Here is a 17,812-nt window from a genome sequence, read left to right on the forward strand (position 1 = left end):
CTCGGGATGCTCATTGACTGAAGTCAACTCCGCGCCCTCGCTGATTTTTGCCTTGCCTGATCTTCGCTCGGCTCCTTCAGTGAATTGTTACTTGATGGTCAGGGCTTCCAGTTTGCCGCTGTTGCCATACACATAAATCGTGTCACCCACCACCAGCGGACGGGCACGCAGGCCGTCGCTGTCGATGCGCTCGCGGCCGACGAAACGACCGTCCACCTGACTCAGCAGATGCAGGTAACCTTCCAGGTCACCGACTGCAACGTAGCTGGAGAACACTTCCGGTGCCGACAGTTGACGGCGGGCCAGCGAATCGTTGCTCCACAGTGCAGTGGTGGAACGCTCGTCGACGCCTTCAACGGTACCCGAAGACAGGCTCACATAGACGTTGCCGAAACCCTGTGCGATACCGGCGTAGCTCGACGCATCGCGCTGCCAGAGTTGACGGCCGCTTTCCAGGTCCAGTGCCGCAACGCGACCCTGATAGCTGGCAACGTACAGCGTACCGCCGGACAGCAGCAGCCCGCCGTCGATGTCAACCACACGTTCCAGTTCCGAACGACCCTGTGGAATCGCGATCCGCTGCTCCCAGACCGGCACGCCGTTGGAAATGTCCAGAGCGACCACTTTACCGGTCGACAGGCCAGCCACCGCGAGGCGGTTGGTCGCGAGCGGCGCACTGGTACCACGCAGGGTCAGTACGGCAGGGGTGCTGTCATACACCCAGCGCTGGTGACCGGTGGATGCATCCAGACCGATCAGACGATCGTCCTGGGTCTGTACAACCACGATGTCGCCGTTGCTGGCAGGTGGCGCCAGCACTTCGCTGGTCACCCGGGCGCGCCATTTCTCTTCACCATTGATGGTGTCGAGGGCGATGACATCACCACGCAGAGTACCGATCAGAACCAGACCGTAGCCTACGCCGACGGCACCGGAGACAGGCACATCCAGTTCTTTCTTCCACTTCACGTCGCCGTTGCTGCGATCCATGGCCATCACGATGCCAGTAACGTCGGCGGCGTAGATGGTGTCACCATCAATCGCCGGCACCAGCATGTTGTAGGTTTCGCCCTGACCGTCACCGATCGAACGACTCCACACTTTGTGCAGAACCACTTCTTCCTTGAAGGAAGTCAGCTCGGCCGGTGGCAGTTCCTTGGTGCTGTTGCTGCTGCAACCCGTGGCCAGAATGGCCAGAGCCAGCAATGCTGCATGCTTCCAACCGATCACGTCACGCATCCCCTTTGGCCAGGTCGTCCAGCTTGATTTGAAGGCCACCGACCGCCGCTTCATCCGACAGTGCCGCCTTGGCTTTTTGATACGCCGCGTTCGCTTCGTCAGTGCGGCCCAGCTGTACCAGCAGGTCGCCCTTGAGTTCTTCGCGAGTGGCCAGGAACGACTTGTCGGCATCGCCTTCAAGCAGTTTCAGGGCCTCGTCAGCCTTGTTCTGTGCACCCAGCACCTGCGCCAGACGCTGACGGGCGATTTCGCCCAACGCCGCGTTGGCCGGTTTGGCAACGATTGCCTTGAGTTCGGTCGCCGCGTCGTCCAGCTTGCCGCTGTCGACCGCAACCTTGGCCACGAACAGGCTGCCGTACTGCGCGTAGGCAGTACCGCCGAATTCGCTGTTGAGCTTGCCGGCCAGATCCGCAACGCGCGCGGCGTCAGGCTTGCCATCCGGAGTCAGCGTGGTTTCCAGCAATTGCTGATAGAGCACCGAGGCGCCTTGCGACTGGTTGCTCTGATACTTGTGAAATGCCTGCCAGCCGAACACGATGACCAGCGCCAACAGGCCGCCAGTGACCAGAGGTTTGCCGTTGCGTGTCCACCAGTCTTTCAAATCCGCCAACTGTTCGTCTTCGGTACTCGACACCCCAATACTCCTTAATCGCTAAATCGGCTGTTTGGACAGCTTCAACCCTGCACGACGCAGGTGGCCAGGTGAGCGGCAAGCGCATCCCAGGCAATGCTTTGTTGTTCGCCCTGGCCACGCAGGGGTTTGAAACCTACCACTTGCTGGGCCATTTCGTCGTCACCCAGGATCAGCGCGTACAACGCACCGCTCTTGTCGGCTTTCTTGAACTGGCTCTTGAAGCTGCCGGCACCGGCATTGACTTGCAGACGCAGGTTAGGCAACTGGTCGCGTACACGCTCGGCCAGGGCCAGACCGGCCAGCTCCGCCTCTTCGCCGAAGGCGCAGAGGTAGACGTCAACCTGACGGGAAAGCTCTTGCGGGATCTGCTCCAGGGTTTCCAGCATCAGCACCAGACGCTCGATGCCCATGGCGAATCCGACGCCCGGCGTCGGCTTGCCGCCCATCTGCTCGACCAGACCGTCGTAACGGCCGCCCGCACAAACAGTGCCCTGGGCGCCGAGCTTGTCGGTGACCCATTCGAATACGGTTTTGCTGTAGTAATCGAGACCGCGTACCAGTTTCGGGTTGAGCACGTAAGGAATGCCGACAGCATCCAGACGGGCCTTCAGACCTTCGAAGTGGGCACGGGACTCGTCGTCCAGGTAGTCAGCCATCTTCGGCGCATCGACCAGGACGGCTTGCGTGTCGGCGTTCTTGGTATCGAGCACGCGCAGCGGGTTGGTCTTCAGGCGACGCTGGCTGTCTTCGTCCAGTTTGTCGTGGTGCGCCGAGAGGTACTCGACCAGCGCTTCACGATAACGGCCGCGGGACTCGCTGGTGCCCAGGCTGTTGAGTTCGAGCTTGACGGCATCACGGATACCCAGCTCGCCCCACAGGCGCCAGGTCATGATGATCAACTCGGCGTCGATGTCCGGACCGTCGAGGTTGAAGACTTCCAGACCGATCTGGTGAAACTGGCGATAACGGCCTTTCTGCGGACGCTCGTGACGGAACATCGGACCGATGTACCAGAGCTTCTGCACTTGGCCACCGCCGGTGATGCCATGCTCGAGCACGGCACGCACGCACGCAGCGGTGCCTTCCGGACGCAGGGTCAGGGAGTCGCCGTTGCGGTCGTCGAAGGTGTACATCTCTTTTTCGACGATGTCGGTCACTTCACCGATCGAGCGCTTGAACAGCTCGGTGAATTCGACGATCGGCATGCGGATCTGCTTGTAACCGTAGTTATCCAGCAAACGCGAAACGGTGCCTTCGAAGTAGCGCCATACCGGGGTCTGTTCCGGCAGGATGTCGTTCATGCCACGAATGGCTTGCAGGGACTTGCTCACAGAAATTCCTTAATTCGTTCGATCAGCCGCGCGCGATGACCGCTGCGTCGGCTTCGACCTTCTCGGCCGCCTTCTCGCGGATCAGCTTTTCCAGCTCGTCCACCAGATTGTCATTCGTCAGCTTATGCGACGGCTTGCCGTCGATGTAAATCAGGTTTGGCGAGCCGCCGGTCAAGCCGATATGGGCTTCCTTGGCTTCACCCGGGCCATTGACCACACAACCGATCACCGCGACATCCAGCGGCACCAGCAGGTCTTCAAGGCGCCCTTCCAGCTCGTTCATGGTCTTGACCACATCGAAGTTCTGCCGCGAGCAGCTCGGGCAGGCGATGAAGTTGATGCCACGGGAACGCAAATGCAAAGACTTGAGAATGTCGTAACCGACCTTCACTTCCTCGACCGGGTCGGCGGCCAGCGAGATGCGGATGGTATCGCCAATCCCCTCGGCGAGCAGCATACCTAGGCCCACGGCGGATTTCACTGTACCGGAGCGCAATCCACCGGCTTCGGTGATGCCCAAGTGCAGCGGCTGAACGATTTCCTTGGCGAGCAGGCGATAGGCTTCGACGGCCATGAACACGTCGGAGGCCTTCACACTGACCTTGTAGTCCTGGAAATTCAGGCGCTCAAGGTGCTCGACATGACGCAATGCCGACTCGACCAGCGCAGCCGGTGTCGGCTCGCCGTATTTTTTCTGCAGGTCTTTTTCCAGCGAACCGGCGTTGACGCCGATGCGGATCGGAATCCCGCGATCACGGGCGGCATCGACCACGGCGCGTACGCGATCCGGGCTACCGATGTTGCCCGGATTGATGCGCAGGCAGTCCACACCCAGTTCGGCCACGCGCAAGGCGATCTTGTGGTCGAAGTGGATGTCGGCAACCAGCGGCACTTTGACCAGTTGCTTGATCTTGCCGAACGCCTCGGCGGCGTCCATGTCCGGCACCGAAACGCGGACGATGTCGACGCCGGCAGCTTCCAGACGGTTGATCTGTGCGACGGTGGCCGCGACGTCGTTGGTGTCGCTGTTGGTCATGCTCTGCACCGCGATAGGTGCATCGCCGCCCACAGGCACGTTACCGACCCAGATCTTGCGTGATTCGCGACGTTTGATTGGAGATTCGCCGTGCATGACTTATTGACCCAACTTCAGGCGAGCAGTCTCGCCACTGGTGAACGGAGCCACATCGACCGATTGGCCGTTGTAGCTGACCTGGGCGCCACGGGCATAACCCAGGCGCACGGCAAACGGTGGCTTGCCGGCGACGGACAGGCTGTCGCCCTTGCGCTTCAGACCACTGAACAGCACTTTGCCGCTGCCATCGGTCACTTGTGTCCAGCAATCGGCGATGAACTGAACCTGCACCTGGCCTTGACCGGCAACCGGGGCAGCCGCAACGGCAGGGGCTGAAGTCGGTGCAGCAACGCTTGGCGTTACCGGCGCGGTAACAACGGGTGCAGGCGCGGCTGGAACGGTTGCCGGCACAGTCGCCGCCGGAGCCGCAACCACTGGCGCCGGGACGTGGGCCGTCGCGGCCGGGGCCGGTGCCACGGGTGCAACGGCTGCCGGAGCGGCAGTTTCGGCAACCGTCGATTCAGCGGTGGATTGCGATTGAGGCAGTGCCAGGGCCGTTGCGCCCTCAGCCTCGCCTTCCGCAACAGCCTGGTCTTCCGGCTCGTCCAGCGGGTGGATCTGGGTAGTGCCGTCCGCACCTTCGACTTCCACGTGCTCGGGAGCCAGCGTGGTCAGGTCCTTGGTGCGCAACGAGGTCTGATCCTGCCACCAGACGAAACCGCCGCCGATGACCCCGATCAGTAACAGCAGGCTGACGATCCGCAAAATGGTGTGGGAAACCCGAACCGGTTCTTCGATGCGCCCCAGCGCGTGCACATTGCTGCCCTGGGAGTCGGTGCCGGTGGACTGATCGAACTGCTGGACCAGAACAGCCTGATCCATGCCGAGCAATTTGGCATAGGCGCGAATATAGCCGCGAGCAAAGGTATGCCCCGGCAGCTTGTCGAACGCACCGGCTTCGAGGTTGGACAGGGAAGTCACGGTGAGGTTGAGCTTGAGGGCCACTTCGGCCAGCGACCAGCCATTGCTTTCGCGGGCCTGGCGCAAGGTTTCACCGGGGTTAACGCGATTCGCTGCTACAACTTCGGGATGCGCCGCTTTCATCATTGCTCCGACAGGTATTGCTGATATTCCGGCGTACCGGGATAGAGTCGTTTTAATTGCAGGCCCGCACTGGCGGCCTTGTCGCGATCTTCAAATACTTTTGCCAATCGAACGGCGAGCAACAGACTACGTGCATTTTGCTCGGAGAGCTGGCTGAAACGGTCGTAATAGTCACGCGCGGGCACATAATGCCTGTCTTCGAATGACAACTCAGCCATTTCCAGCAAGGCCCGTGGTTGTTGCTGGTTCAAACGCAGCGCCTTTTCCAGTTGCTGCTGCGCCAGCTCACGCTGACCAAGCTTCGATGCCGTCATGCCGAGATTCTCGAACACGCGTGAACGCTCAGGATACAGGGTATCGGCGGCGGCCTGCTCAAAACGCTCGTAGGCCTCCTTGTAACGCTTCTCTTCGTAGAGAAAACTGCCGTAATTGTTGAGGATGCGGGCATCGGCGGGACGGGAGGACAGCGCCTTGCGAAAGTGTTCGTCGGCCAGCTTCGGCTCCATTTCCGCCTGGAACACCAGCCCGAGGGCGGCGTTCGCATCAGGATCCGAGCTATCCAGCTCGAGGGCCTTTTTCAACGGCACCTTGGCCCGTTCGGTCATGCCTTGCTGCAAGTATCCCAGCCCCAGCTGCACATAGGCAGCCCGCGCCTCGTCGCGGCCCTTGCTGGTCTTCATCGGGTTGTAATCACCCGACAGGACACAGCCAGCACACAGGCTGGCCAACAGCAACAGCAGCGCAAAGCGCAGGGACATAGAGATCCTCTCTTAATTAGTGTTCGCGGCGTTCTGTGCCAGATCGCTGTCGGCGCTCAATTCGCGCACGGCGATGTAACGTTCACTGCGACGGGTGCGATCCAGCACCTGCCCTACCAATTGACCGCAAGCCGCGTCGATGTCTTCACCACGGGTGGTGCGGACGGTGACGTTGAAGCCTGCCTGATGAAGCTGATCCTGGAATCGGCGAATCGCGTTGTTGCTTGGCCGCTCGTAACCGGAGTGCGGGAACGGGTTGAACGGAATCAGGTTGATCTTGCAGGGAATATCCTTGAGCAACTCGATCATTTCCACAGCGTGCTCAAGCTTGTCGTTGATGTCCTTGAGCAAGGTGTACTCGATGGTCAGCACACGTTTCTCGCCCAGGGCGGACATATAGCGCACGCACGAATCGAGGAGCATCTTAAGCGGATATTTCTTGTTGATCGGCACCAATTGGTTACGCAATGCGTCATTCGGTGCGTGCAGGGACAACGCCAGGGATACGTCGATGTGCTTGGCCAGCTCATCGATCATCGGCACCACACCCGACGTGGACAGGGTCACGCGGCGCTTGGAGATCCCGTAGCCCAGATCATCCATCATCAGATGCATGGCGGCCACGACGTTGTCGAAGTTCAGCAGCGGTTCGCCCATGCCCATCATCACCACGTTGGTGATGGCGCGGTCGATGGTTGCCGGAACACTGCCGAAGGATTTGTTGGCAATCCACACCTGGCCGATGACTTCGGCGGCGGTGAGGTTGCTGTTGAAGCCTTGCTTGCCGGTGGAGCAGAAACTGCAGTCCAGGGCACAGCCTGCCTGGGACGAAACGCACAGAGTGCCGCGTTTGCCCTGGGGAATGTAAACGGTCTCGACGCAGCTGCCGGACGCCACGCGCACCACCCATTTACGGGTGCCGTCGCTGGAGATGTCCTCGCTGACCACTTCGGGACCACGGACCTCGGCAACCGCCTTGAGCTTTTCGCGCAAGGCCTTGCTGACGTTCGTCATGGCGTCGAAATCATCGACGCCAAAGTGGTGAATCCATTTCATTACCTGACCGGCACGGAAACGCTTCTCCCCGATTGAGTCGAAGAATTTTTCCATTTCCGGCTGGGTCAGACCCAGCAGGTTGGTTTTAACAGTCGATGTCGTCATGGATTCACCTTCACTCTTAAGCCAATGCTTAGCGAGTGGTTACTTCAGTAGCTGCGAAGAAGTAAGCGATTTCGCGAGCAGCAGCGGCTTCGGAGTCCGAACCGTGAACGGCGTTGGCGTCGATCGATTCAGCGAAGTCAGCACGGATGGTGCCTGGAGCAGCTTCTTTAGGGTTGGTAGCGCCCATCAGCTCACGGTTGCGAGCGATGGCGTTTTCGCCTTCCAGAACCTGAACGACAACTGGACCCGAAGTCATGAAGGCAACCAGGTCGCCGAAGAAACCACGAGCGCTGTGCTCAGCGTAGAAGCCTTCGGCTTCGGCTTTGGACAGTTGCTTCAGTTTCGAAGCTACAACGCGCAGGCCAGCGTCTTCGAAGCGAGTGGTGATCTTGCCGATCACGTTTTTAGCAACGGCGTCAGGCTTGATGATGGAGAAAGTACGTTGAACAGCCATGGTGTAACTCCAGAAACAGTAATTTGCGAAAAATTAAACCCGCGAATTATACGCGGGTTCTTGGGTATTGCCTAACCTGCAAGGACGATCAGTCTACTTCTTCGATCCAGAGCGCCTGAACCGCTTCCAACACCTTCTCACCGACTCGGCCAGAGGTATTGTCGAAATCAGGCAGTTCCATGATCCATCGCTGCAAGTCGACGAAATTGACAGAGAGCGGATCGACGTCCGGCTTGGCTTCGGCCAGCTCTTCTGCAATACGTTGAACATCATTCCAACCGTAGCTCATGACAGTCTTACCAGTCAGTGCGGCGCTTCGGCCGCATGGTTAAGCGAATATTTCGGAATTTCGACGGTGATGTCTTCTTCACCGACGATGGCCTGACAGGCCAGGCGCGAATGCGCCTCAAGACCCCATGCGCGATCAAGGAAATCTTCCTCCAACTCGTCGGCTTCTTCCAGCGAGTCAAAACCCTCGCGAATGATGCAGTGACAGGTGGTGCAGGCGCAGACGCCGCCGCAGGCGCTTTCCATCTCGATGTGGTGTTCGTGGGCCAGATCGAGAATCGATGTGCCGGGCTCAGCCTCGACCACCATACCCTCAGGGCAGAACTTCTCGTGGGGCAGAAAAATGACCTGCGGCATCAGATATCCTCGATTTCATTCAGATTGCGCCCGGACAGAGCGGCTTTCACCGTCTGATCCATACGACGGGCAGCAAAGGCGTCGGTCACTTGCGACAGACGCTTGGTCTGCTGCTCGATGGCGTAACCATCGGTACCTTTCATCAGTTCGGTCAGTTCCTGCACCTGCAGATCGATGACCATGCGCTCTTCGGCGTCGAGCAAACGCTCGCCATCCGCCTCCAGAGCCCCCTGCACCGCCTCGATCAGGCGCTGGGCATCGACTTGCTGCTCACGCAGAACGCGGGCGACCTTGTCGTCATTGGCATGCTGGAACGAATCCTTGAGCATTTTGGCGATCTCGCCATCGGTCAGACCATACGATGGCTTGACCTGAATGCTGGCCTCAACGCCCGAACCCAGTTCGCGGGCAGAAACGCTGAGCAGACCGTCGGCATCGACCTGGAAGGTGACGCGAATCTTGGCTGCACCGGCGACCATTGCCGGTATGCCGCGCAATTCGAAGCGAGCCAGGGAGCGGCAGTCGCTGATCAGCTCGCGCTCGCCCTGCAACACGTGAATGGCCATGGCCGACTGGCCATCTTTATAAGTGGTGAAGTCCTGGGCGCGGGCAACCGGAATGGTGGTGTTGCGCGGAATCACCTTCTCCATCAGGCCGCCCATGGTTTCCAGCCCCAGGGACAGCGGAATCACGTCGAGCAGCAGCAGCTCGCCACCATCGCGCTTGTTGCCGGCCAGTGTATCGGCCTGGATCGCAGCCCCGATGGCCACCACCTGATCCGGGTCGATTTCAGTCAGCGGTTGGCGACCGAAAGCTTCGGCGACGGCCTCGCGAACACGTGGAACACGGGTAGAACCACCCACCATCACCACGGCGTGCACGTCTTCCAGCTCGACGCCGGAATCGCGAACGGCACGGCGACAGGCTTTCAGGCTGCGAGCAACCATCGGCTCAATCAGCGCATCAAAGGCTTCGCGGGTCAGCTGTGCTTTCCAGTCACCATAAGCAACTTCAACACTGTCGGCATTCGTCAGGGCTTCTTTGGCCGCACAGGCGGTTTGCAGCAGATTGCGCTGCGCACCCGGATCGAGATCGGCGGACAGGCCCGCGCTCTCGATGATCCAGCCGGCAATCGCGTGGTCGAAGTCATCGCCACCCAGCGCGCTGTCGCCGCCGGTTGCCAGAACTTCGAAGACACCGCCGGTCAGGCGCAGAATCGAAATATCGAAAGTACCGCCGCCCAGGTCATAAATGGCGACCAGGCCTTCGGCATGCTGATCCAGACCATAAGCCACGGCAGCAGCAGTCGGCTCGTTAAGCAGACGCAGCACGTTCAGGCCTGCGAGTTTCGCTGCATCTTTAGTGGCCTGACGCTGAGCGTCGTCGAAATATGCAGGAACGGTGATCACTGCGCCAACCAGCTCGCCGCCCAAGGTCGCTTCAGCGCGCTGGCGCAGCACTTTCAGGATATCGGCAGAGACTTCGACCGGGCTTTTCGGACCCTGCACGGTGTCGATGAACGGCATGTGCGATTCGCCGCCGACAAAGCGGTACGGCAGTTGCTCGCCCAATTGCTTGACGTCGGACAGACCACGGCCCATCAGGCGCTTGACCGACAGCACGGTATTCAGGGGATCGGAGGACGCGGCCAGCTTGGCCGACTCGCCGACTTCGACGCGATCGGCGTGATAACGCACGGCGGAAGGCAGGATGACCCGCCCTTCAGCATCGGCCAGCGGCTCGGAAAGACCACTGCGCAACGCAGCGACCAGCGAATTGGTAGTGCCCAAGTCGATCCCCACAGCCAGACGACGCTGGTGCGGTTGAGGACTTTGGCCGGGTTCGGCGATCTGCAGTAGGGCCATCGTGATCAGGACTTATCTGTATATCAGGCGTGCGACCGGAGCGGCACTGGGTTAATCGTCGAGGCGCTCTTCTAACTGGCGCACTTCGTAGGTGAGCTTGTCGAGGAACTGCATGCGCCGCATCAGGCGTTCGGCCTGTTCGCGCTGCGCCGCATCATCCCAACAGGCTGCGAAGCTTTCGTTCAGCTGTTCCTGGGCAGTTTTCAGGCGACGCTTGAAGGCTGCGACGCCCGCCAGGTCGGCACTGTCCTGCAGATCTTCGAGTTCTTCGCGCCATTGCATCTGCTGCAACAGAAACTCGGGATCATGGACCGTGACTTCCATCGGCACTTCATGACCGCTGATCGTCAGCAGGTAACGCGCACGCTGGGCCGGACTCTTGAGCGTCTGGTAAGCATCGTTGAGCCGAGCGGACTGTTCGAGCGCCGAGCGCTGCTCACGCTCGGAAGCGTCGGCAAAACGATCGGGATGAACGCCGCGCGCCAACTCGCGATAGCGCGTGGCCAACTGCTCGAGATCCAGACGAAAGCCCGGTTGCAGCTCGAATAAAGCGAAATGACAAGGAGTTCCCACGACCAGCCTCAGATGTTGAAGCTTTCGCCGCAGCCACACTCACCGCGCACGTTGGGATTGTTGAACTTGAAGCCTTCGTTCAACCCTTCCTTGACGAAATCGAGCTCGGTGCCGTCAAGGTAGGCCAGGCTCTTGGGGTCGATAATCACTTTTTCGCCGTGACTCTCGAACACCTGATCTTCTGCAACCACCTCGTCGACAAACTCCAGCACGTAGGCAAGGCCGGAACAGCCCGTGGTGCGAACACCCAGACGAATCCCTTCACCCTTGCCGCGCCCGTCGAGGGAGCGTCGCACGTGTCGAGCAGCCGCTTCTGTCATGCTGATAGCCATCGTTGACTCCTTACTCGTCGCCCAATGCTTAGATCAAGCCTTTCTTCTGCTTGTAGTCGCGAACGGCCGCCTTGATGGCGTCTTCAGCGAGAACCGAGCAGTGGATTTTCACCGGCGGCAGGGCCAGTTCTTCGGCCAGCTGAGTGTTCTTGATGGTTTCCGCTTCGTCCAGGGTCTTGCCCTTCATCCACTCAGTGGCGAGGGAGCTGGAAGCGATAGCCGAACCACAGCCGTAGGTCTTGAACTTGGCGTCTTCGATAACGCCCTGCTCGTTGACCTTGATTTGCAGACGCATCACGTCGCCGCACGCCGGAGCGCCGACCATACCGGTGCCGACATCTGGATCTTCCGCGTCCATCTTGCCGACGTTGCGCGGGTTTTCGTAGTGGTCGATGACCTTTTCGCTGTAAGCCATGATTCTCAATCCTCACTCATCAGGGCCGCTCTTGAGACCCTGCAACTGCGCTGCGCAAACCGCCGCGTCGCTACAGGATCTGTATCCGGCGGCTTCTATATTTAGTGTGCCGCCCACTCGATCTTCGAGATATCGACGCCGTCTTTGTACATGTCCCACAGCGGCGACAGAGCGCGCAGCTTGGTAACGGCCTCGCAGACTTTCTGCGCGGCGTAATCGATTTCTTCTTCGGTGGTGAAGCGGCCGAAGGTGAAGCGAATCGAGCTGTGTGCCAGTTCGTCGTTGCGGCCCAGGGCGCGCAGTACGTACGAAGGCTCAAGCGACGCCGAGGTGCAGGCCGAACCGGACGAAACCGCCAGATCCTTGAGCGCCATGATCAGCGACTCGCCTTCAACGTAGTTGAAGCTCAGGTTCAGGTTGTGCGGAACGCGGGCGGTCAGGCTGCCGTTGACGTACAGCTCTTCCAGATGCTCGACCTGCTTGTAGAAACGGTCGCTCAACGCCTTGATACGCACGTTTTCGGCAGCCATGTCTTCCTTGGCCACACGGAACGCTTCGCCCATGCCGACGATCTGGTGAGTCGCCAGGGTGCCGGAACGCATGCCACGCTCGTGACCGCCGCCGTGCATGGTCGCTTCGATGCGCACACGCGGCTTGCGGCTGACGTACAGCGCACCGATGCCTTTAGGGCCGTAGGTCTTGTGGGCAGAGAACGACATCATGTCGACTTTCAGCTTCTGCAGATCGATATCGACCTTGCCAGTGGACTGAGCGGCGTCGACGTGGAACAGGATGCCTTTGGAACGAGTCAGCTCGCCGATGGCGGCGATGTCGTTGACCGTGCCGATTTCGTTGTTCACGTGCATCACCGACACTAGGATGGTGTCTTCGCGCAGTGCGGCTTCGATCATGGCCGGCGTGATCAGACCGTCTTCGGTCGGCTCGAGGTAGGTCACTTCGAAACCTTCACGCTCCAGCTGGCGCATGGTGTCGAGGACAGCCTTGTGCTCGATCTTGGAGGTGATCAGGTGCTTGCCCTTGGAGGCGTAGAAATGTGCCGCACCCTTGATTGCCAGGTTGTCGGACTCGGTGGCACCGGAGGTCCAGACGATTTCGCGCGGGTCGGCGTTGACCAGGTCGGCCACCTGACGACGGGCGTTTTCGACGGACTCTTCGGCCTTCCAGCCGAACACGTGGGAACGGGACGCCGGGTTACCGAAGTTTCCGTCGACCAGCAGGCATTCACTCATCTTTTGCGCAACGCGCGGATCGACCGGGGTGGTCGCAGAGTAATCAAGGTAAATCGGCAATTTCATGGACTATCTCCTAAATCAGGCTGGCTGGCGTGCCGCTAGCTCTCTGGCTGTCATTCGACGGCGGACGCTTCAATCTTGTCCAGGCGCGGCGCCTTGCCATTGCAACGACGCTGATCCTGACGCTGGGCCACTTCCTGTACCTCACGGCGAGTTACGAGGTCGGCCAAGCTGATACCGCTGAGAAATTCGTGAATCTGCAGGCTCAGGTCGCACCACAGGTGATGGGTCAGACAGGTATCGCCGGAATGGCAATCGCCCTGGCCCTGGCATTTGGTGGCATCGACCGATTCGTTCACCGCATCGATCACCTGGGCGACCTGAATGCCCTGCATGTCGCGGGACAACTGGTAACCACCGCCCGGACCGCGAACACTGGAAACCAGGTTACTGCGGCGCAGCTTGGCGAAAAGCTGTTCGAGATAGGACAGGGAGATGCCTTGGCGCTCGGAGATATCGGCCAGGGACACCGGCCCGTGTTGCGCGTGCAACGCCAGGTCAAGCATGGCGGTCACGGCGTATCGGCCTTTTGTAGTCAGTCGCATGGACAATTACCACGGAGTTCGGAATGGACGGGAGTATGCAATTCCCGAGCATTTAAGTCAACTATAAGACCTAGTGCTTTAGTCGGGTTTACCCGCAAAAGAGCGCGCGAATGATAGCAGGGTCTGCGGCCTAATGGCACACCGGTCGGCAGCAGCCCTGCAGGGGCATCAGTGGAGCTTGGATTCGTCCTTGCCCTTGACGCAGGCGAAGTCTTCTTCACGCAGCTCGGGCAGGTCTTTCGCACAGTAATTACTGCCCAGATCCTTAAGCGCGCCGCACATTCCTTCCAGACGTCCGTCCACCGCTTGCAGGTGATCGAGCAACTGGCCAATGGCACGCGCCACCGGATCGGGCATGTCTTCGCTGACGCCGTAGGCATCGAAGCCGATCTTTTCGGCCATCGCCTTGCGCTTGGCGTCGACCTCATCATCGGACTTGACGATGATCCGGCCCGGGATCCCCACCACAGTGGCGCCCGGAGGCACTTCCTTGGTGACCACGGCGTTAGAACCGACCTTGGCGCCAGCGCCAACAGTGAACGGACCGAGCACCTTCGCGCCCGCCCCCACCACCACGCCATCGCCGAGCGTCGGGTGACGCTTGCCCTTGTTCCAGCTGGTACCCCCCAGGGTCACGCCCTGATAGATCGTCACGTCGTCGCCGATTTCAGCGGTTTCGCCGATCACGATACCCATGCCATGGTCGATGAAGAAGCGTCGACCGACCTTGGCACCCGGATGAATCTCGATTCCGGTCAGCCAGCGACCGAAGTTCGACACCAGCCGCGCCAGCCATTTCAGATCATTGCGCCAGAGCATGCCGGCCAGTCGATGAATCCAGATTGCATGCATGCCGGGGTAGCAGGTCAGGACTTCAAAAGCGTTACGCGCCGCCGGGTCTCGGTGGAATACGCTCTGGATATCTTCACGCAAACGCTCGAACATCATTAATCCTTCCGCTTAAGGAGCTCGCCACGGGCCGCTTTTTGGGTTTCCGTGAGGATGCCACGCAAAATATTCATTTCCGCTCGGCTGACCGAGCTGCGTCCGTACAACCGGCGCAGGCGCGCCATCAAGTGCCGAGGCTTTTCCGGATCGAGGAATTCGATCGCAACCAGCGTCTGTTCCAGGTGCTCATAGAAGCGCTCCAGCTCATCCATGGTCGCAAGCTCTGCGCTTTTCACGGAGGCCACTTCTTCCTTCTCGATCTTGGTCGGCTGTCCCTGTGCGGCCAGCCAGGCCATGCGCACTTCATAACTCAACACCTGCACCGCCGCCCCGAGGTTCAGCGAACTGAACTCAGGATCGGAGGGGATGTGCACGTGATAGTGACATCGCTGCAGCTCTTCATTGGTCAGCCCGGAATCTTCACGACCGAACACCAGCGCGATTTCCGCGCCCTGCCCGGCCTCCTCGACCACTTTGGTCCCGCACTCGCGCGGATCCAGCAATGGCCAGGGAATGCGCCGGTCACGGGCACTGGTGCCGAGCACCAGATTGCAACCGACCAGGGCGTCTTCCAAGGTGGCGACGACTTGCGCGTTTTCAAGGATGTCACCGGCACCGGAAGCACGGGCATCGGCTTCGTGATGCGGAAAGACTCGCGGATCAACCAGCACCAGACGCGACAGGCCCATGTTTTTCATGGCGCGCGCGGTCCCGCCGATGTTTCCCGGATGGCTGGTGTTGACCAGGACGACACGAATATTCTGCAGCACGGCGGGCGCTCTCGGACTCGGCAAAGGGGTGCAAATCTTACAGAACAGCCTACCGTTAAGCTATGAAAGCGAACAGCGACCTTCACCTGAAGAAAAGTTCTGATAGAATGCGCGGCTTTCTTTAACAACCTTAGGTGACACATCCATGCAGCCCATGCTGAATATCGCGCTGCGCGCCGCCCGCAGCGCCAGTGAACTGATCTTCCGCTCCATCGAGCGCCTGGATACCATCAAGGTCGACGAAAAAGACGCCAAGGATTATGTATCCGAGGTGGATCGCGCCGCCGAACAGAAAATCATCGACGCTCTGCGCAAGGCTTACCCGAATCACTCGATCATGGGTGAAGAGACCGGCATGCACGCCGGTAGCGGTATCGAAGGTGAAGAATACCTGTGGATCATTGATCCGCTGGACGGCACCACCAACTTCCTGCGCGGCATTCCTCACTTCGCTGTCAGCATTGCCTGCAAATACCGCGGTCGCCTGGAACACGCCGTTGTTCTGGATCCGGTTCGCCAGGAAGAATTCACCGCCAGCCGTGGTCGCGGCGCTCAACTGAACGGTCGCCGTCTGCGTGTCAGCGGTCGCACCAGCCTGGACGGCGCTCTGCTGGGTACCGGTTTCCCGTTCCGTGACGACCAGATGGACAACCTCGACAACTACCTGGGCATGTTCCGCGCCCTGGTTGGCCAGACTGCCGGCATCCGCCGCGCCGGTTCGGCGAGCCTGGATCTGGCTTACGTTGCTGCCGGTCGTTTCGATGCATTCTGGGAGTCGGGTCTGTCCGAGTGGGACATGGCGGCTGGCGCCCTGCTGATTCAGGAAGCTGGCGGCCTGGTGAGCGACTTCACCGGCGGTCACGACTTCCTTGAAAAAGGCCATGTCGTCGCCGGCAACACCAAATGCTTCAAGGCAGTTCTGACGGCGATCCAGCCGCACCTGCCAGCCTCGCTGAAGCGCTAAGCGTTTCGCGAAATCAAAAAACACCCTTCGGGGTGTTTTTTTTGTGGGCATGAAAAAGCACCCCGAAGGGTGCTTTTCTTATAAGCCTTCAGCCAGTTACTGGCCTGGCGCGTTCTGCGACAGGATCAGCTTGCCTTCCTTGTCGACCGGAATCTGGTTGCCCGGATCACGATCCATCCGCACCTTGCCTTCCTTGCCGTCCAGCGAATACCGGACGTCATAGCCCACGACCTTGTCGCTGATGTCATTCACCGTGTTACAGCGAGTCTGAGTCGTGGTGTAGGTATCACGCTCCTGCATACCCTCCTGAACCTTGTTACCGGCGTAACCACCACCGACCGCACCGGCCACCGTGGCAATCTTCTTGCCGGTGCCGCCGCCGATCTGGTTACCCAGCAGACCACCCGCCAGCGCACCGACCACGGTGCCCGCGATCTGGTGCTGATCTTTCACCGGCGCCTGCCGGGTCACCGTCACATCCTTGCACACTTCACGTGGAGTCTTGATTTGTGTCTTGACCGGCTCGACGGCCAATACCTGCGCATACTCAGGGCCGCTTTTCACCAGGCTGTAGGTGGCAACAGCGCCCCCGGCAGTCACACCGACAGCACCCAGTACCGCACCAACCAGCAACGACTTGTTCACATGAACCTCCTGACCATCACATGCGGGACGCGCCCGCGCTTCTCCCAGCCTTGGAGCAATAAAAAAGGCGCGAGTTCAACTCGCGCCTTTTTTTGACTGACAACCGGGGTAACGATGGCCGTTATGGACGGTCGTCGACTTCCTTCTCGGTATTGGCCGGCGGAATCAGGTCTTCCGAAGACAGGTTCAGCCAGATCAGCACCACGTTGGCGATGTAGATCGACGAGTAGGTACCCGCCAGAACACCGATGAACAGGGCGATGGAGAAGCCGAACAGGTTGTCGCCACCGAAGAACAGCAGCGCCGCGATCGCCAGCAAGGTGGAGATCGAAGTCGCCATGGTGCGCAGCAGGGTCTGAGTGGTCGAGATGTTGATGTTCTCGATCAGCGAAGCCTTGCGCAGCACGCGGAAGTTCTCACGCACCCGGTCGAACACGACGATGGTGTCGTTCAGCGAGTAACCGATGATCGCCAGCACCGCCGCCAGCACCGTCAGGTCGAAGGTGATCTGGAAGATCGACAGGATACCCACGGTCACGATCACGTCGTGAATCAGCGAAACGATGGCACCGACCGCGAATTTCCACTGAAAGCGGAAAGCCAGATAGATCAGGATACCGCCGAGCGCCAGCAGCATGCCGAGGCCGCCCTGGTCGCGCAGCTCTTCACCGACCTGCGGGCCGACGAACTCGACGCGCTTGACCGTCGCCGGGTTCTCACCGCCGACCTTCTGCAGCGCTTCCGCTACCTGATGGCCCAGCTGCGGGTCTTCACCCGGCATGCGCACCAGCAGGTCGGTGGTCGCACCGAAGTTCTGCACGACCGCTTCGTGATAACCGGCGGTAACCAGTTGCTCACGCACCTTGGTGACGTCGGCCGGACGCTCGTAGGTCAGCTCGATGAGCGTACCGCCGGTGAAGTCCAGGCCCCAGTTCATGCCCTTGTGGAACACGCTGAACAAGGCCAGCACGGTAAGGAACAATGTGACGCCGAACGCGAAGTTGCGAACGCCCATGAAGTTGATTGTACGTAACATGGCAG

At 59.9% G+C, this 17,812-nt stretch carries 21 protein-coding genes; 1 reads left to right on the forward strand and 20 read right to left on the reverse strand.

Annotation, left to right across the window (positions count from 1 at the left end; genetic code table 11):
- Positions 1-87: 87 nt before the first annotated feature.
- The 18 genes from bamB to trmJ all read right to left on the reverse strand — a co-directional run bounded on the left by bamB (position 88) and on the right by trmJ (position 15,162).
- Positions 88-1,239 carry an outer membrane protein assembly factor BamB gene (gene bamB / locus NE357_RS23225; RefSeq protein ID WP_169431776.1) on the reverse strand — a complete coding sequence of 384 codons (1,152 nt, stop codon included), beginning with the start codon at positions 1,237-1,239 and terminating at the stop codon, positions 88-90.
- Positions 1,232-1,873 carry a tetratricopeptide repeat protein gene (locus NE357_RS23230; protein ID WP_085734102.1) on the reverse strand — a complete coding sequence of 214 codons (642 nt, stop codon included), beginning with the start codon at positions 1,871-1,873 and terminating at the stop codon, positions 1,232-1,234. The genes bamB and NE357_RS23230 overlap by 8 nt, the downstream gene beginning before the upstream one ends.
- A gap of 41 nt (positions 1,874-1,914) precedes the next feature.
- A complete protein-coding gene (hisS, locus tag NE357_RS23235; protein WP_169431777.1) occupies positions 1,915-3,204 on the reverse strand; it encodes a histidine--tRNA ligase in 1,290 nt (429 codons plus the stop codon).
- Between the two features lie 22 nt (positions 3,205-3,226).
- Positions 3,227-4,336, reverse strand: coding sequence for a flavodoxin-dependent (E)-4-hydroxy-3-methylbut-2-enyl-diphosphate synthase (gene ispG / locus NE357_RS23240; RefSeq protein WP_169431778.1), 1,110 nt, complete (start codon positions 4,334-4,336; stop codon positions 3,227-3,229).
- A 3-nt stretch (positions 4,337-4,339) separates the two neighbouring features.
- Positions 4,340-5,383 carry a RodZ domain-containing protein gene (locus NE357_RS23245; protein WP_169431779.1) on the reverse strand — a complete coding sequence of 348 codons (1,044 nt, stop codon included), beginning with the start codon at positions 5,381-5,383 and terminating at the stop codon, positions 4,340-4,342.
- Positions 5,383-6,141, reverse strand: coding sequence for a type IV pilus biogenesis/stability protein PilW (pilW, locus tag NE357_RS23250; RefSeq protein ID WP_169431780.1), 759 nt, complete (start codon positions 6,139-6,141; stop codon positions 5,383-5,385). Before pilW ends, NE357_RS23245 begins: the two co-directional genes overlap by 1 nt.
- Before the next feature lie 12 nt (positions 6,142-6,153).
- The gene (rlmN, locus tag NE357_RS23255; protein WP_169431781.1) at positions 6,154-7,302 is read right to left on the reverse strand and encodes a 23S rRNA (adenine(2503)-C(2))-methyltransferase RlmN; all 1,149 of its coding nucleotides are present in this window, start codon (positions 7,300-7,302) and stop codon (positions 6,154-6,156) included.
- A gap of 28 nt (positions 7,303-7,330) precedes the next feature.
- Positions 7,331-7,756, reverse strand: a complete 426-nt coding sequence (gene ndk / locus NE357_RS23260; protein WP_039765715.1) for a nucleoside-diphosphate kinase — start codon at positions 7,754-7,756, stop codon at positions 7,331-7,333.
- Between the two features lie 88 nt (positions 7,757-7,844).
- Positions 7,845-8,045 (reverse strand): Fe-S cluster assembly protein IscX, encoded by a 201-nt coding sequence (iscX, locus tag NE357_RS23265; protein WP_027619659.1) that lies wholly within the window; start codon positions 8,043-8,045, stop codon positions 7,845-7,847.
- A gap of 14 nt (positions 8,046-8,059) precedes the next feature.
- Positions 8,060-8,401 (reverse strand): ISC system 2Fe-2S type ferredoxin, encoded by a 342-nt coding sequence (gene fdx, locus NE357_RS23270; protein ID WP_169431782.1) that lies wholly within the window; start codon positions 8,399-8,401, stop codon positions 8,060-8,062.
- Positions 8,401-10,266, reverse strand: a complete 1,866-nt coding sequence (hscA, locus tag NE357_RS23275) for a Fe-S protein assembly chaperone HscA (protein ID WP_169431783.1) — start codon at positions 10,264-10,266, stop codon at positions 8,401-8,403. The genes fdx and hscA overlap by 1 nt, the downstream gene beginning before the upstream one ends.
- 51 nt (positions 10,267-10,317) lie before the next feature.
- Positions 10,318-10,839 carry a co-chaperone HscB gene (gene hscB / locus NE357_RS23280; protein WP_169431784.1) on the reverse strand — a complete coding sequence of 174 codons (522 nt, stop codon included), beginning with the start codon at positions 10,837-10,839 and terminating at the stop codon, positions 10,318-10,320.
- An 8-nt stretch (positions 10,840-10,847) separates the two neighbouring features.
- The gene (gene iscA, locus NE357_RS23285) at positions 10,848-11,171 is read right to left on the reverse strand and encodes an iron-sulfur cluster assembly protein IscA (RefSeq protein ID WP_003227904.1); all 324 of its coding nucleotides are present in this window, start codon (positions 11,169-11,171) and stop codon (positions 10,848-10,850) included.
- 28 nt (positions 11,172-11,199) lie between these two features.
- Positions 11,200-11,586 carry a Fe-S cluster assembly scaffold IscU gene (gene iscU / locus NE357_RS23290; RefSeq protein ID WP_027619655.1) on the reverse strand — a complete coding sequence of 129 codons (387 nt, stop codon included), beginning with the start codon at positions 11,584-11,586 and terminating at the stop codon, positions 11,200-11,202.
- A 101-nt stretch (positions 11,587-11,687) separates the two neighbouring features.
- Positions 11,688-12,902 (reverse strand): IscS subfamily cysteine desulfurase, encoded by a 1,215-nt coding sequence (locus NE357_RS23295; RefSeq protein WP_169431785.1) that lies wholly within the window; start codon positions 12,900-12,902, stop codon positions 11,688-11,690.
- Between the two features lie 50 nt (positions 12,903-12,952).
- Positions 12,953-13,444: a Fe-S cluster assembly transcriptional regulator IscR gene (gene iscR, locus NE357_RS23300; RefSeq protein ID WP_007956690.1), complete on the reverse strand. Its 492-nt coding sequence runs from the start codon at positions 13,442-13,444 to the stop codon at positions 12,953-12,955.
- A 168-nt stretch (positions 13,445-13,612) separates the two neighbouring features.
- Positions 13,613-14,389: a serine O-acetyltransferase gene (gene cysE / locus NE357_RS23305; protein ID WP_085699842.1), complete on the reverse strand. Its 777-nt coding sequence runs from the start codon at positions 14,387-14,389 to the stop codon at positions 13,613-13,615.
- A 2-nt stretch (positions 14,390-14,391) separates the two neighbouring features.
- Entirely contained in the window at positions 14,392-15,162 is a 771-nt protein-coding gene (gene trmJ / locus NE357_RS23310; RefSeq protein WP_169431786.1) for a tRNA (cytosine(32)/uridine(32)-2'-O)-methyltransferase TrmJ, read from the reverse strand.
- Between the two features lie 145 nt (positions 15,163-15,307).
- Here trmJ and suhB point away from each other — a divergent pair, with 145 nt between their 5' ends.
- On the forward strand, positions 15,308-16,126 hold the full coding sequence (gene suhB, locus NE357_RS23315; RefSeq protein ID WP_085709393.1) for a type III secretion system regulator SuhB: 819 nt from the start codon (positions 15,308-15,310) through the stop codon (positions 16,124-16,126).
- Between the two features lie 96 nt (positions 16,127-16,222).
- Here the strand turns inward: suhB and NE357_RS23320 are convergent, their stop codons facing one another.
- Complete coding sequence (locus tag NE357_RS23320) at positions 16,223-16,771, reverse strand: glycine zipper 2TM domain-containing protein (RefSeq protein ID WP_169431787.1); 549 nt, start codon at positions 16,769-16,771, stop codon at positions 16,223-16,225.
- A gap of 121 nt (positions 16,772-16,892) precedes the next feature.
- The gene (secF, locus tag NE357_RS23325; protein ID WP_169431788.1) at positions 16,893-17,807 is read right to left on the reverse strand and encodes a protein translocase subunit SecF; all 915 of its coding nucleotides are present in this window, start codon (positions 17,805-17,807) and stop codon (positions 16,893-16,895) included.
- Positions 17,808-17,812: the final 5 nt, after the last annotated feature.

The sequence above is a fragment of the Pseudomonas sp. G7(2022) genome (assembly GCF_052660475.1).

Bases quoted from the DNA above. Each gene is read 5' to 3' on its own strand.
- bamB (WP_169431776.1), bottom strand. From the start codon at position 1,239: ATGCGTGACGTGATCGGTTGGAAGCATGCAGCATTGCTGGCTCTGGCC.
- ispG (WP_169431778.1), bottom strand. From the start codon at position 4,336: ATGCACGGCGAATCTCCAATCAAACGTCGCGAATCACGCAAGATCTGG.
- NE357_RS23245 (WP_169431779.1), bottom strand. From the start codon at position 5,383: ATGAAAGCGGCGCATCCCGAAGTTGTAGCAGCGAATCGCGTTAACCCC.
- pilW (WP_169431780.1), bottom strand. From the start codon at position 6,141: ATGTCCCTGCGCTTTGCGCTGCTGTTGCTGTTGGCCAGCCTGTGTGCT.
- rlmN (WP_169431781.1), bottom strand. From the start codon at position 7,302: ATGACGACATCGACTGTTAAAACCAACCTGCTGGGTCTGACCCAGCCG.
- ndk (WP_039765715.1), bottom strand. From the start codon at position 7,756: ATGGCTGTTCAACGTACTTTCTCCATCATCAAGCCTGACGCCGTTGCT.
- iscX (WP_027619659.1), bottom strand. From the start codon at position 8,045: ATGAGCTACGGTTGGAATGATGTTCAACGTATTGCAGAAGAGCTGGCC.
- fdx (WP_169431782.1), bottom strand. From the start codon at position 8,401: ATGCCGCAGGTCATTTTTCTGCCCCACGAGAAGTTCTGCCCTGAGGGT.
- hscA (WP_169431783.1), bottom strand. From the start codon at position 10,266: ATGGCCCTACTGCAGATCGCCGAACCCGGCCAAAGTCCTCAACCGCAC.
- iscA (WP_003227904.1), bottom strand. From the start codon at position 11,171: ATGGCTATCAGCATGACAGAAGCGGCTGCTCGACACGTGCGACGCTCC.
- iscU (WP_027619655.1), bottom strand. From the start codon at position 11,586: ATGGCTTACAGCGAAAAGGTCATCGACCACTACGAAAACCCGCGCAAC.
- NE357_RS23295 (WP_169431785.1), bottom strand. From the start codon at position 12,902: ATGAAATTGCCGATTTACCTTGATTACTCTGCGACCACCCCGGTCGAT.
- iscR (WP_007956690.1), bottom strand. From the start codon at position 13,444: ATGCGACTGACTACAAAAGGCCGATACGCCGTGACCGCCATGCTTGAC.
- cysE (WP_085699842.1), bottom strand. From the start codon at position 14,389: ATGTTCGAGCGTTTGCGTGAAGATATCCAGAGCGTATTCCACCGAGAC.
- suhB (WP_085709393.1), top strand. From the start codon at position 15,308: ATGCAGCCCATGCTGAATATCGCGCTGCGCGCCGCCCGCAGCGCCAGT.
- secF (WP_169431788.1), bottom strand. From the start codon at position 17,807: ATGTTACGTACAATCAACTTCATGGGCGTTCGCAACTTCGCGTTCGGC.